Source organism: Nitrospiraceae bacterium (assembly GCA_021373015.1).
Taxonomy (GTDB): domain Bacteria; phylum Nitrospirota; class Thermodesulfovibrionia; order Thermodesulfovibrionales; family UBA1546; genus JAJFTJ01.
This window is the reverse complement of the sequence record JAJFTJ010000007.1, coordinates 72,974-85,740: the sequence shown is the minus strand read 5'-3', so window position 1 is coordinate 85,740 and position 12,767 is coordinate 72,974. Positions and strand designations below refer to the sequence as shown.

The window sequence follows — 12,767 nt, the reverse complement described above, 5'->3', positions numbered from 1 at the left end:
ACATGGAGAGAAATGTGGACACGAAACATATTGGAAATATGATTAGAATTGCCAGAAAAACAGCCGGGCTATCTCAGATGGGATTAGCTGAAAAAATCGGAATTTCATATCAACAGATTCAGAAATATGAAAAAGGGTTAAGTGAAATCAGGATATCAAGACTCTCACAGATTGCTAATGCACTGGGCATGCCGGCCAGCAGATTTATATCATCAGATGATGAAAAAATGTTTGTGTCTGAATCCGCAAGTCTTTACGGTTCGCTAGATGATGATGAAATTAAATTACTCAAACTATTCAGGACCATAAAAGACAAGAAGTTAAAGAATGTGTTTCTCATGGCAATCAAAGGAGCTGCAGAATTGTCTGAGAAAAAAGCGAAAAAGACTAAAGCTTAAGCTTCATCAATACAGCGTCTTCTGCCGGATGAGTATAATACTGTTTCCTTAAACCAATTACCTCTGCCCCAAAACTCTCATATAACTTTCGTGCAATATTATTCGATGCTCTGACTTCAAGATACAGAATTCTGCACTCATTCTCCCTTAATTCATCAAGTACACTTTGGATAAGCTTTCTGGCAATTCCTTTTTCTCTGAAATTCTTATGGACTGCAATATTAAGAATATGGGCCTCGTCAAGAATCTTTTTTGCGCAGATATATCCAATTACATTATAGTTTTCCGAAACAGCGGTTTTTGCAATAGAGCTACTGCTTGAGATTTCTGTTTTAAAAGATTCTGCTGACCACGGAGTGCTGAAAGAGAGATTCTCTATCTCGATAACCTGAGGCAGGTCTGCCTCTGTCATCTCCCTAAGAGTGAATTTCATCTTCATTTAGTTTGAAATTTCAATTCTGCTTCTGACTTTCTGATATAAAGCGGGGTAAGTGTTAAAGGCTCTGAAAAATCTCCTTTTAATGCCTTCTTGAGTCCAAGATACGCAGCATTTGAAGGACATGCCGCCATTTTTTCAGGGGAAGGGAAAACTGCTCTTTCTTTAAAAATACTTAATATCTTATCTTTATAAAGCAGAGTTCCTTCACCGGCAAAGATATATTTATCGGATTTAATAGCTGATAAAACTCTCTCTAAAAAATTTTTAGGATTTGATGATTCCTCGGGCATTATTTTTCTGAAATCATTATCTTCCCATTTATACAATGCTGCATAAACTTCTTTCCTTCTTGCATCAAGCATTGTGCATACAGGATATTTGCTGTGAGTAAAATTCCATGCAAAAGCATCAAGAGTTGGAATGGAAACTATTGGCTTTGCTGTTGAATATGCAAAGCCCTTGATTGTGCTCAGCCCTATTCTTATGCCTGTGAAAGAGCCCGGACCGATCGTAACGCCAAACACATCAATATCAGATATATTAAGTCCCGCCTGTTTAAGACAATGTTCTATCTCTGTCATGAGCCTTTCTGAATGCGTGGACAGGACGTTTAATCTGCCTTCTGCAATAAGATGCTCTTCATCCATTATGGCAACGCCGCCCAGCATTGTTGATGTATCTATCGCTAGTATCTTCATTACTAATCAATATTATACAAACTGATTAATATCTTCAAGAAACAGATATTGAAGATACGAACAAAAAAAGATATTATGTAAACAAGACATTCAAAACAGAAGTTTTACAAAATATACTGAGGAGGATTTTTACATGAAAAAAATATGCCTTTTTGTAATCCTTTCTTTAATTTTTTTTGTTGGAATTTCTTATGCGGGTTTTTTTGATGACCTGATAAAAGCTGTTGGCAGTAAGACACAAAAAGGAACTGATAATCAGACAATAGTTGCAGGCTTGAAAGAAGCGCTCTCAATCGGCTCTGATAATGCAGTAAAAAAAGTATCAAAACTCGATGGATATTTCGGGAATGAGATGATAAAGATTCTGATGCCCGAAAAAATTCAAAAAACAGCTGATGTCCTGAGAAAAGTCGGTCTCCAGAAACAGGTCGATGATTTTGTATTAAGCATGAACCGTGCAGCCGAAAAAGCAGCGCCTCAGGCATTTGATTATTTTGTGGATGCGATTAAACAGATGACCTTTGACGATGCCAAGAAGATTCTAAACGGAGGAGACACTGCTGCAACAGAATTTTTCAAAGAAAAAACCAATGATAAAATATACAAGTCGTTCAAGCCCGTCATCTCAAACAGCATGAATGAGGTTGGAGTAACACGCACATACAAAAACATGATAGGAAAATATGAGGCGATCCCTCTAATGAAAGCAGAGTCCCTTGACCTCGACCATTATGTAACAAACAAGGCGCTTGACGGTCTTTTCTACATGATCGGAGAAGAGGAAAAGAAGATAAGAAAAGATCCAATGGCCAGAGTCACAGACCTTTTAAAGACTGTATTTGGAAAATAGCGGCTGACTGAGATCGCTTTGTTTATCTTAATATTCGTCTGTCTCGTTAATAAGCAATATGCCGTCTGTTTTTTTTGTTTTCAGATATCTGACAAGGAACAACCCTGAAGCAGTAAGGCATACTATTGATGAAAATGTTATTGCAAGGGTGGTGCCGATAGAGTCTGACAGCGCTCCAATCATAAAACTTCCTATCGGAGTAAACCCCAGAAACACGATAGCATAAATGCTCATCAGCCTTCCCCTCAGATTATCCGTAGAAGAAAGTTGTATGAAGCTGTTGGCTGTTGCAAGAAAACTCACAATCCCCCAGCCCGCACACACAAGCAAAATCAAGGTGATGCTGAAAACCTTTGAGACAGATACAAAAAGAAGCGAGACTGAAAAACATAGCGCTGCAATAGACATATATCTCATCTTATTCCGGATGTCGCCCCTGACAGCAATCATAACCCCAGCAGTTAATGCGCCAAGCCCTGTAGCGCTTACAAGAAGACCAAATCCTTTTGCGCCGGCGCCAAAAATATCTTCAGCAAAAACAGGCAGAAAACTTGTAAATGGAATACCGAACAGGCTTAATGAAGCAATAAGCATCATAAGATAAAGAACATCTTTTTCTTTTCTTATGAAATGCACTCCCTCCATCATGTCTTTGAAAAATCCGCTTGAATGAGTCTTGATCTCACCTTTTGTTTTTATCATTGAAAGACCTATTATCACTGCAACAAAACTCAGGGCATTAAGATAGAAGCATGCCGGAAGGCTCATATTCGCTATTACAAATCCTGCAATAACAGGTCCAATAAGCCGCGCACCATTGAATGCAGCAGAATTAAGCGCAATTGCGTTAAGCAGATTGCCTTTGCCCACCATCTCAACAAGAAATGACTGTCTTGCAGGCATATCAAACGCATTGACTACGCCCAGAAAAAACGCAAGCAGAATCACCTCATACACTGTAACAATATGAAGATCTGTGAGCATTCCCAGCGCCAATGCAGGGATTATCGACAGCGCCTGTGTGAGGATTATCAAATTTCTTTTTCTGAATCTGTCTGCCACAATTCCGCCTATCAGACTGAAAAATAAGATAGGCAGAGATGATGCAGTTGCAGCAATGCCCAGATATAAAGGCGATTTTGTCAGGGTATAAACAAGCCAGCCCTGTGCAACAGCCTGCATCCATGTCCCTGACAGGGAAATAAGCTGGCCGAACCAGAAGAGACGAAAATCCCTGAAATAGAGGGCCGAAATTTTCTCAGAGTTATTCATCAATGATATTTTACACCAATCTCGAATTCATATATGATATTAGAAATCTTAGATATTTATAAGGCAGGAAATTCATGAAAAGATTATTCCAGATAATTATATCAATTTTATTATTATTCTATGCTTATGAATCCAATGCAGAAAATATTAAGGTCATTGCCAGCATCTATCCTGTCGGAGATATCGCAAAAAATGTCGGAAGAGATAAAATCGATGTAAAGGTAATGCTTCCTCCGGGAGCCTCACCCCACACATTCGATCTGACGCCTCTCGATATGGCAGAGCTGGCAAGGGCAAAGGTCTTTGTAAAAATAGGCGCAGGGCTTGAGTTCTGGGCTGAAAAAGCATTAAAAACAGCTTCAAATAAAAATCTGGCTATTGTTGACCTCTCTGATAATATCCCACTTATTTATGGCATTGATTCGCATGAGCATAAGGAAAAAAATTCCAGCAGAAGCGTTGATCCTCATTTCTGGCTGGATCCTGTTTTTGCAAAAGGTTTTGTGGATAAAATCCTTGAGGCATTGATAAAGGCAGATCCTCAGAATAAAAACTTTTATTCACATAATGCCGAGACATATAAAAAAAGGCTGGATAAGCTCCATGAAGAGATAGCACAAAGAACAGGACGGTTCAGGACAAAAGAATACGTCAGCTTTCACTCCACATGGAATTATTTTTCCAACAGATACGGGTTAAAAGTTACAGGGGTTATAGAGGAAGCTCCGGGCAGAGAACCCAGCCCAAAGCATATAGCAAAGATCATTAGGGAGCTCAAAAAATTGCATACCAGGGTGGTCTTTGCAGAGCCTCAGTTCAATCCAAAGGCTGCTGAAGTAATAGCAGACGAGTCAGGAGCAAAAATACTCTTTCTCGACCCGATTGGAGACCGAAATATCAAAAACAGAGACACATACATCGGACTACTGAGATATAATCTCTCAGTAATGGAAGAGGCAATGAAATAATGAATGCAATAGAAATAAATAACCTGTCCACAGTTCTTGGCAGAAGAGAAATTCTGAAAGATATAAATCTCTCGCTCGAACAAGGTAAGTTTCTCGGAATTGTCGGACCAAATGGGAGCGGGAAAACAACTCTGCTCAGAGTGATGCTCGGTCTTATAAGACCTTCGAACGGCACAATCAGGATATTTAACAGACTCCCGGAACAAGGCATGAAAGACGGGATATTCGGTTACTTGCCGCAGCACATAAATCTTGATATGAATTTCCCTGCAAGCGCACTGGACGTTGTTCTTATGGGATTGTATGGAAAACTCGGGATATTAAGATGGCCTTCATCAAAGGAAAAAAACAAGGCAATGGAATACATAAAACTCATAGGTATGTCAGGCAACGAGAACCGCCAGTTTTATGATCTTTCAGGAGGGGAACAGCAGCGAATTTCTATTGCACGCGCTCTTATTAATGACCCGAAAGTCCTGATACTCGATGAACCAAGCACAGGGATCGATGTTGTAGGGCAGGAAGATTTTTATCACCTGCTTAAAGGACTTCAGAAAAGATTCGGGCTGACTATTATTATGGTCTCTCATGACATAGGATCAGTGACAGCTTATGTGGATGAGATCGCATGTCTGAATAAAACACTTTATTATCACGGAGCGCCTTTGGGTGCGATAAATGAAAAAATGCTGGAAAAACTTTACGGGAAAAATATCGAGATACTGATGCACACTGAGACATGCGACAAGTGCGAAAGGCTGAAAAAATGACAGAGATATTGTCATACGGATTTATACAGAGGTCAATCATCACAGGAATTATGGTGGCAATTCTTACAGGCATAATATCTGTATTTGTAGTCTTAAGAAGGGTATCTTTCGTGGGTTCAGGAATCTCTCATGCTGCATTCGGCGGAGTTGCAATAGGATTTCTTGCAGGAATAAATCCATTGATAACAGCAATGATATACTCGGTCATAATCGCCTTTTCAATAGAAAGGATCAGCTCAAAAGGCAAGGTTGCTGAAGATACGGCAATAGGCATATTCTTCTCAAGCTCAATGGCTCTTGGAATTGTTCTTATCAGTCTCTCAAAAAGCTACAACGTTGATCTCTTCGGATATCTTTTCGGAAGCATACTAGCAATAAGCGAAAGCGAAATGTGGTTCACAATAATCACATCTTTTGTAATCTTGATAATTCTGTCGCTGATAATCAAATATCTTCTGCTGATAACATTTAACGAAGAGCTTGCAGTTGTAAGCGGAATACCGACAAACTTTATTAAATCAATTTTTCTTGTTTCAATGGCAGTTGCGATCGTAATGTCTATCAAGGTCGTCGGGATAATCCTTGTATCAGCGCTTCTTGTTATTCCCGGCGCAGTAGCGCAGCTGCTGACAAGAAGATTCTATCCCATGTTAATAATTTCATGCCTCACAGCCCTGTTCTCCACAATAGCAGGCCTTTATCTCTCATACAGGTTTGATATTTCTCCGGGCGGCGCAATAGTTCTTACGCTGACAGCGCTGTTTTTTATCACCCTTGCTAAATTCAAGAAAAAGTGATATTGAATAGAGAGGCGCTGATTAAACTAAAGGAAAAATTGGGAAAAGATGAAAATAAAAATAAATAGAACCGTCGTTTTTCTCATTTCAATAACTCATAAAAGTTTATTTAGAAATTCTGAAAAAGATACGAAAGCTGGAGTTTTTTCTTGACAATGATGTTTTCAAGCAATACAATCCCAATTAAATTTCATAATTTTTACTTTTGGAAATAATTTTCGAGGGAAACTTATGAAAAAGACTGTTCTGTTCATTTGCCTTGCATTCCTAACAATTTTTCCCCTATTTGTAAGTAACTCATATGCACTCACCATAACTGGCTCTGAAGGAATCACAACAAACAGTATCAATCAATATACAACAGATTGTAACGGAACAGTATGGTGGAGTGTAACAGGAATAGGAGCAACTATAAATTTAAACGGTATTCTTACAACAACATCGTCTTCCTGCGGTGGGATAACTGTGACGGCAGGATGTTCTGATGAAGCGATTGCGGCAAAAGAAGTGAGAGTTACGAACGCAGGAATTTGGTTAAAAAGAAGCGACTGTTGGGATTCAACCTGCACATGGCCAAATTGGAGTGCTGAGAACACTATAATCGGAAAATATTTGTATCAAGCTGGTTTTAATATGTTGTGTGTGCGCGACAATATTACATGTGATGTATTCGGACCTTGTAAAAACCCATGTCAAACACCTCTTCTACCTCAGCCTGGATTAACATGCACTCAAGGTGTATTGACAACTTGCACGTGTTCACTTGCTCGAGTTTACGAGTGGGTATGCCAATCAGTCTGCACAGACGGCCAAACTCAATCCTGCTATTCAGGAGCTTCAGAGACAAAAGGAGTAGGATTATGCCAGGCAGGAACACAGACATGCTCAGGCGGTCAATGGGGAACATGTGTTGGCGAGGTTTTACCAACAGAAGAGATCTGTGGAGACAATTTAGATAACAATTGTAATGGACAGGTGGATGAGGGATGCGGATGCGGAATAACGCTTCCAATTATGCCAGAGCAAATAAGACAATGTGATTCAAAATTTAATACTACAGAAATTAAATATGACAACACCAAGAAAACAATATGCAGGCAAGGGTGTGCCATGTCTTCTCTTACTATGTTAATGAATTCGGCAGGTTGTTATGTGGATTTGCATACAGTTAACAGCTGCCAAGAATGTTTTAAATCTGGGGAAGTTGATTGGGGGAAAGTGCTAATAAAATATTGCCCACAAGTTAAATATAATAAACGTAAGGATTTTAGCTATGATTTCCCAGAGCCACTCCAATCAGTTTTGAATATCACGCAACTAAGAGACGATTTTGAAAATGGCTATAAGTATATTTTACAAATCCAAGGTTCTGACGGGAGATGCAGTCACTTTGTTTTATTAAAAGGTATTTCCGATGACTGTAGCGAATTGCAAGTTATTGATCCTGCAAACAGAGTAACAACAGTTAGTGAGATATGTGGTTACAGAAGATTTAAATAGGAGGGATATAAAATGAGAATTATAATTTTATCTTTTGTGATATTTATTATGGTTAGTAACTGTTTTGCCATAGACAACAATGTAATGGAAACACTAAGAGGTTTTAGTTTTAGGGTCTATGATTATAGAAGTAGTGATTTTTCACACCCTTCATTTAAATTTTATGTTAAAACTCCAGACGGAGAAATACTTGGTTGGGATGAAACTAAAAAAATATGGATGGGGACTTTCAGAAAATCACTTCTTAGAGATAAGCCTTTTGATTATCCTGAGCCAGATCAAGAATGTACATCAAATTTTGAATATTTTGAGAGAAAAGTTATTTTGCCCTCAGATATTAATGGAGGATATTCTGTAAATAATGCTTTATATTGTAGAAATAAGGTAAGTGGTGAAAATGTATTTATTTCGTCTGGATACTCATTTGGTTTAAATAAAGCTAAAGACGGCAAGTATGAAATTTTTATAGTTCCAGATAAGAATGCCATTTTAGATTTTTGCTATTCCTTTGGTACAGATCAGACGGAACTTACAAATGTACTTTGTACAGTTGATGAATTTAATAAAAATCTAATAATCACTCCAAATAATACACAGACTATTGAAATTTTTTATAACTATACAAATCTGTCTGAGAACAAAATCAGAAAGGTAGTAAGTCCTGTAAATCTAAACAATGAATGGGAAAGTTGTTACATTCTTGGTTTTATAAAAAATCAAGGAATTTACAATTCAATCAGCAAAAAGCTTTTAGAGTTGAAAAAGAAATATGAGTCTGGCGACATAAAAACATCTACAAACATAAAAAATGCTGTAATCAATGAGATTAATGCTCAATATGATAAGGGAATTGCTAAACAGTGCGCAGATATCCTACTGGAGGATTTGAAGCAATAGTTATATCGCTAGTTATTGAAAATCGCAAAGAAGATGCGGTTGTACTAGCTCTAGGCACGAGTCGCAACGACATTAATTCTGTAACTTTTTGGGAGCATATCAAAAAATATCTCATATATATTAACAAGCTTATCTAATTGAATTTGATTTTTGTAACTGATAAAATCTAGCATGAACCGTATAAAAAATATATTTCCTGACTGGCTGATCGGAATTTTACTCACCATACTCATACTCTTTGCCTTTTCTAATGAATGGCATCCATTGCAGACACTTGAATATACAACATATGATTTACGGTCAATATTTCGCCAGAAAAAAGCATCCGCGCCTGTTGTGATAGTTGCTATAGATGAAACAAGCATAGCAAGCATAGGACGCTGGCCATGGCCAAGGGCTTACATGGCAGGAATGATCGACATGCTCACTGAATATGGCGCAAAGGTGATCGGAGTAAATGTTCTTTACACTGAGCCTGACAGGAATTCCGGGCTGATCGAGATAAAGGCATTAAGAGAAGAAATAGAGAGCATTCCCAGATTCCAGAAAAATCAGCAGTTAATGCGCTTCTACAATTCCCTGTCTGACGCAGAGAGACGCCTTAATAATGATGCGATACTGTCTGCCTCGATCGCATCTTCAAAAAAAGTCATCCTCCCACTCTTCTTTACGATTGGAGAACAGAGCGGCGGTACTGACTCTGATGTACCGGAGTATCTTAAAAAAAATTCTTCTGAAACAACACAAAACTTATTGTATATAAATGCAGCTGAAGTATCTGCGCCAATACAGGAATATGTATCAGGCGCACTCGCTCTTGGACATATTAACCTTCTTGCTGACAGAGATGGAACCATAAGGAGGGAAGCTCTTTTCATAAATTATAAAGGAAGGATTTATCCCTCATTTGCATTACAGACAGTCATAAAATATCTTGATCTGAATGTCCATGATGCAAAAATATTTGATGGCATGAGTTTGGGGAAAATCACCATCCCAACCGATGAAAAACAGAGAATGCTCATCAGCTACAACGGGAAATTCAACACATTCCCTTATTTTTCCTTTGTGGATGCAATAAATAATAAAGTCCCGCCTGATGCTTTTAAAAATAAGATTGTTTTGGTCGGCCACACTGCTACAGGGATTGCAACTCTTGCCGTGACACCGGTCGACAATACACTGCCGACTGTTGAGATAGAGGCAAATGTAATAGAAAATCTTCTTAATAATAATTTTATTTCTCGTCCGGGATGGGCTGATCTTGCAGAGTTCGGGATTATCGTATTCTTCGGAATTTTTCTTTCTTTCATCATCCCAAAACTTAAGGCAGGGGTAAGCGCAATAATCTCATTATTGCTGTTAATTGCATGGAACAGCGCTGCAATCTATCTTTTCACTTCCCAAGGATTATGGCTGAATATGTTTATCCCTACAGTTTTCCTCGCGCTGGGGTATACAATCATTATGTCTAAGCGCTATCTGCTGACAGAAGAACTCAAGGAGCGCGTTGAGGCTGACAGCGTAGAAACAAATAAGATGCTGGGGCTGTCATTTCAAGGACAGGGTATGCTGGATCTTGCATTCGAAAAATTCAGAAAATGTCCTATCGAAGATGAATCTGTCAGGGAACTTTTATACAATCTTGGACTGGATTTTGAACGCAAAAGAATGTTCAACAAAGCTGCTGCTGTTTATGAACACATTCTTAAAACAGGTAATTTCAAGGACATAAAAGAAAGGATCAAAAGACTGAAGGTTGCCGGAGAGACGATGATATTCGGAACCACCAGCTCAAAAAAAGAAGCCACAATACTGGTTGAAGACTCTCCAATAAAACCAACTCTAGGCAGATACGAGATACAAAAAAAACTGGGTCGCGGAGCAATGGGCACTGTGTTTCTGGGCAAAGATCCAAAGATAAACAGACTTGTTGCAATAAAGACAATACGATTTGACGAAATAGATCCTGCCGAGCTGGCAGAGGCTAAAAAGAGATTTTTCAGAGAAGCAGAGTCAGCTGGCACACTCTCACATCCAAACATAGTAACAATTTATGATGCTGGAGAGGATCATGATGTTGCATATGTTGCAATGGAACTTTTGGAAGGAAAAGATCTGACCAGCTTTGCCTCAAAAAATAACAGACTGCCTGTTAAGGAAATCCTCAAGATCGTCGGTTCGGTAGCAGAAGGGCTTGATTATGCTCACAGCAAAGGCATTGTACACAGAGATATAAAACCCGCAAACATCATGCTTCTTAAAACAGGAGATGTAAAGATAACTGATTTTGGCATAGCAAGGGTCATAGCATCATCAAAAACACAGACAGGTGTAGTGCTTGGCACTCCAAGTTATATGTCTCCTGAGCAGGTCTTGGGTAAAAAAGTCGACGGACGCTCTGACCTTTTCTCTCTTGGAGTCGTGTTCTTTGAGCTTGTCTCATCTGCAAAACCTTTTACCGGAGACAGTATTGCAACTCTAATGTTCAATATTGCAAATACTCAGCATCCGCAAGTAAGAGAACTCGCACAGGATATACCCGGCTGCTGTGTTCCTCTCATTAACATGATGCTCGAAAAAGATGTTGATATGAGATATCAAAGAGGAAGAGATATTGCATCTGATATCAGTAAATGCATGGAAAATCTGAGTTGAAATTGCGATACCTGGCAAGCGGACAGACAGACAAAGGTATTGTAAGAGCAAACAACGAAGATTTTTTCTGCGTTGAAGAAAAATCAGGTCTATTTGCTGTTGCTGATGGGATCGGAGGTTTTTCCGCAGGCGAGATCGCAAGCAGAATGGCAATAGACATAATAAGGGACTATATCTCAAAATCAGAAGACAACCCCGAAAAGTCCACGGAAGAAAAAAGTGATATGTATTCTGAGGCAGCAAGCAAACTTGCATCTGCAATAAGACTGGCCAATTCATCTATTTATGAAGCAGCACAGAAAAACGATCCATGGCGCGGAATGGGAACAACTATCGCCGCTGCACTTATCAAGGAAAATAGATTGAGCATTGCGCACGTTGGAGACAGCAGGGCATATTTAATACGCGGGAATAATATCGAACAGTTGACTGACGACCATTCCTTGATATCAGAACAGCTGAAAAAGGGATTAATAACTGAAAAAGACGCAGGCGAATCTAATTTTAAAAATATCATAACCAGATCTCTGGGAAGGGCTGCTTCTGTTGATATGGACATTGCTGAGATAACTCTCATGAACAATGACAGCATACTTCTCTGCACCGACGGATTGACTGCAATGGTCCCTGACAATATAATTCTTTCAACAGTCAGATTGTCTTCGAATCCTGATCTTGCATGCAGAAGGCTTATTGATATTGCAAATAAAAATGGCGGTAAGGATAATATATCTGTTGTGATTGTTTATATAAGCGGCAGCCGGTTTTCTGATATTTTAAAAAATTTCATAAATAGGATGGTTAAATATGGCTAAGATTACAGTCAAGTTTAAAGAAGCAGTTATGAAAGAAATGCCTATTGATAAGGAAATTACCACTATCGGCAGAAATCCTAATAACGACATTTATATCGATAATCCTATTGTTTCAAATTTTCACGCAAAGCTGATAAAAGAATCAGGCGAGATTTTCATTGAGGACCAAAACAGCACTAACGGAACATTTGTCAATAGCAATAAAATAGACAAGGTTCTTCTTAAGAATAATGATGTTATCACTATAGGCAAGCACACGCTTGTATTCAGTTGTCCTGAGTCAAAAGATGAGGACAAAACAGTGATAACTAAAAAACCGTCGCTTGATGCAACAATGGTAATTGACATATCAAAACACAAGACAGACGAAAAAACAGGAAAAGAGATAGGGGAAAAACTCGGTTGTTTTTCTGTGATCGAAGGCTCTGCTGATAAAACCGAATATGAGCTGAAAGACAGGCTGACTGTAATAGGAAAAGACGAAACTGCAGGCATAAGATTAAAAGGGTTTTTTGCCCCTAAAATTGCAGCTCTGGTTAATAAAACAAAAACAGGATATTTTATAGCTCCTTCTGAAAGCGAGAGGAAAATTAAGATCAATGGCCAGAAGGTTGAAGGACGCTATGAGTTAAAAGACGGCGACATAGTTGAGAGCGGGAATATCAAGCTGCAATTTTATTTAAAGGACTGATATAAAAATCATCT

The 12,767-nt window shown here is 38.7% G+C and carries 13 protein-coding genes; 10 read left to right on the top strand and 3 right to left on the bottom strand.

All coding sequences use genetic code 11. From position 1 onward, the window contains the following. Positions 1 to 14: 14 nt before the first annotated feature. Positions 15 to 398, top strand: a complete 384-nt coding sequence (locus LLF28_04380) for a helix-turn-helix domain-containing protein (GenBank protein ID MCE5194682.1) — start codon at positions 15 to 17, stop codon at positions 396 to 398. On the opposite strand, the gene rimI is transcribed toward LLF28_04380, so the two are convergent. After that, positions 388 to 837 carry a ribosomal protein S18-alanine N-acetyltransferase gene (rimI, locus tag LLF28_04375; GenBank protein ID MCE5194681.1) on the bottom strand — a complete coding sequence of 150 codons (450 nt, stop codon included), beginning with the start codon at positions 835 to 837 and terminating at the stop codon, positions 388 to 390. The two genes, LLF28_04380 and rimI, sit on opposite strands and share 11 nt — an antisense overlap. Further along, on the bottom strand, positions 834 to 1,535 hold the full coding sequence (gene tsaB, locus LLF28_04370) for a tRNA (adenosine(37)-N6)-threonylcarbamoyltransferase complex dimerization subunit type 1 TsaB (protein ID MCE5194680.1): 702 nt from the start codon (positions 1,533 to 1,535) through the stop codon (positions 834 to 836). Before tsaB ends, rimI begins: the two co-directional genes overlap by 4 nt. Positions 1,536 to 1,668: 133 nt before the next feature. Between tsaB and LLF28_04365 the strand changes: the two genes are divergently transcribed. Then, on the top strand, positions 1,669 to 2,385 hold the full coding sequence (locus tag LLF28_04365) for a DUF4197 domain-containing protein (protein MCE5194679.1): 717 nt from the start codon (positions 1,669 to 1,671) through the stop codon (positions 2,383 to 2,385). 27 nt (positions 2,386 to 2,412) lie between these two features. On the opposite strand, the gene LLF28_04360 is transcribed toward LLF28_04365, so the two are convergent. Next, entirely contained in the window at positions 2,413 to 3,657 is a 1,245-nt protein-coding gene (locus LLF28_04360) for an MFS transporter (GenBank protein ID MCE5194678.1), read from the bottom strand. 74 nt (positions 3,658 to 3,731) lie between these two features. Between LLF28_04360 and LLF28_04355 the strand changes: the two genes are divergently transcribed. From LLF28_04355 to LLF28_04320, 8 genes are all read left to right on the top strand, one after another. After that, on the top strand, positions 3,732 to 4,625 hold the full coding sequence (locus LLF28_04355; GenBank protein ID MCE5194677.1) for a metal ABC transporter substrate-binding protein: 894 nt from the start codon (positions 3,732 to 3,734) through the stop codon (positions 4,623 to 4,625). After that, on the top strand, positions 4,625 to 5,395 hold the full coding sequence (locus LLF28_04350; GenBank protein MCE5194676.1) for a metal ABC transporter ATP-binding protein: 771 nt from the start codon (positions 4,625 to 4,627) through the stop codon (positions 5,393 to 5,395). The genes LLF28_04355 and LLF28_04350 overlap by 1 nt, the downstream gene beginning before the upstream one ends. Continuing rightward, positions 5,392 to 6,192, top strand: a complete 801-nt coding sequence (locus LLF28_04345) for a metal ABC transporter permease (GenBank protein ID MCE5194675.1) — start codon at positions 5,392 to 5,394, stop codon at positions 6,190 to 6,192. Before LLF28_04350 ends, LLF28_04345 begins: the two co-directional genes overlap by 4 nt. Positions 6,193 to 6,423: 231 nt before the next feature. Next, positions 6,424 to 7,692: a hypothetical protein gene (locus tag LLF28_04340; GenBank protein ID MCE5194674.1), complete on the top strand. Its 1,269-nt coding sequence runs from the start codon at positions 6,424 to 6,426 to the stop codon at positions 7,690 to 7,692. A gap of 12 nt (positions 7,693 to 7,704) precedes the next feature. Then, complete coding sequence (locus tag LLF28_04335) at positions 7,705 to 8,589, top strand: hypothetical protein (protein MCE5194673.1); 885 nt, start codon at positions 7,705 to 7,707, stop codon at positions 8,587 to 8,589. A gap of 171 nt (positions 8,590 to 8,760) precedes the next feature. Continuing rightward, positions 8,761 to 11,247, top strand: coding sequence for a serine/threonine-protein kinase (locus tag LLF28_04330; protein ID MCE5194672.1), 2,487 nt, complete (start codon positions 8,761 to 8,763; stop codon positions 11,245 to 11,247). After that, positions 11,244 to 12,062, top strand: coding sequence for a Stp1/IreP family PP2C-type Ser/Thr phosphatase (locus LLF28_04325; protein MCE5194671.1), 819 nt, complete (start codon positions 11,244 to 11,246; stop codon positions 12,060 to 12,062). Before LLF28_04330 ends, LLF28_04325 begins: the two co-directional genes overlap by 4 nt. Next, positions 12,055 to 12,753, top strand: coding sequence for an FHA domain-containing protein (locus LLF28_04320; protein MCE5194670.1), 699 nt, complete (start codon positions 12,055 to 12,057; stop codon positions 12,751 to 12,753). Before LLF28_04325 ends, LLF28_04320 begins: the two co-directional genes overlap by 8 nt. Positions 12,754 to 12,767 lie beyond the last annotated feature (14 nt).

Bases quoted from the DNA above. Each gene is read 5' to 3' on its own strand.
- LLF28_04355 (MCE5194677.1), top strand. From the start codon at position 3,732: ATGAAAAGATTATTCCAGATAATTATATCAATTTTATTATTATTCTAT.
- LLF28_04330 (MCE5194672.1), top strand. From the start codon at position 8,761: ATGAACCGTATAAAAAATATATTTCCTGACTGGCTGATCGGAATTTTA.
- tsaB (MCE5194680.1), bottom strand. From the start codon at position 1,535: ATGAAGATACTAGCGATAGATACATCAACAATGCTGGGCGGCGTTGCC.
- LLF28_04345 (MCE5194675.1), top strand. From the start codon at position 5,392: ATGACAGAGATATTGTCATACGGATTTATACAGAGGTCAATCATCACA.
- LLF28_04335 (MCE5194673.1), top strand. From the start codon at position 7,705: ATGAGAATTATAATTTTATCTTTTGTGATATTTATTATGGTTAGTAAC.
- LLF28_04360 (MCE5194678.1), bottom strand. From the start codon at position 3,657: ATGAATAACTCTGAGAAAATTTCGGCCCTCTATTTCAGGGATTTTCGT.
- LLF28_04365 (MCE5194679.1), top strand. From the start codon at position 1,669: ATGAAAAAAATATGCCTTTTTGTAATCCTTTCTTTAATTTTTTTTGTT.
- rimI (MCE5194681.1), bottom strand. From the start codon at position 837: ATGAAGATGAAATTCACTCTTAGGGAGATGACAGAGGCAGACCTGCCT.
- LLF28_04350 (MCE5194676.1), top strand. From the start codon at position 4,625: ATGAATGCAATAGAAATAAATAACCTGTCCACAGTTCTTGGCAGAAGA.
- LLF28_04340 (MCE5194674.1), top strand. From the start codon at position 6,424: ATGAAAAAGACTGTTCTGTTCATTTGCCTTGCATTCCTAACAATTTTT.
- LLF28_04320 (MCE5194670.1), top strand. From the start codon at position 12,055: ATGGCTAAGATTACAGTCAAGTTTAAAGAAGCAGTTATGAAAGAAATG.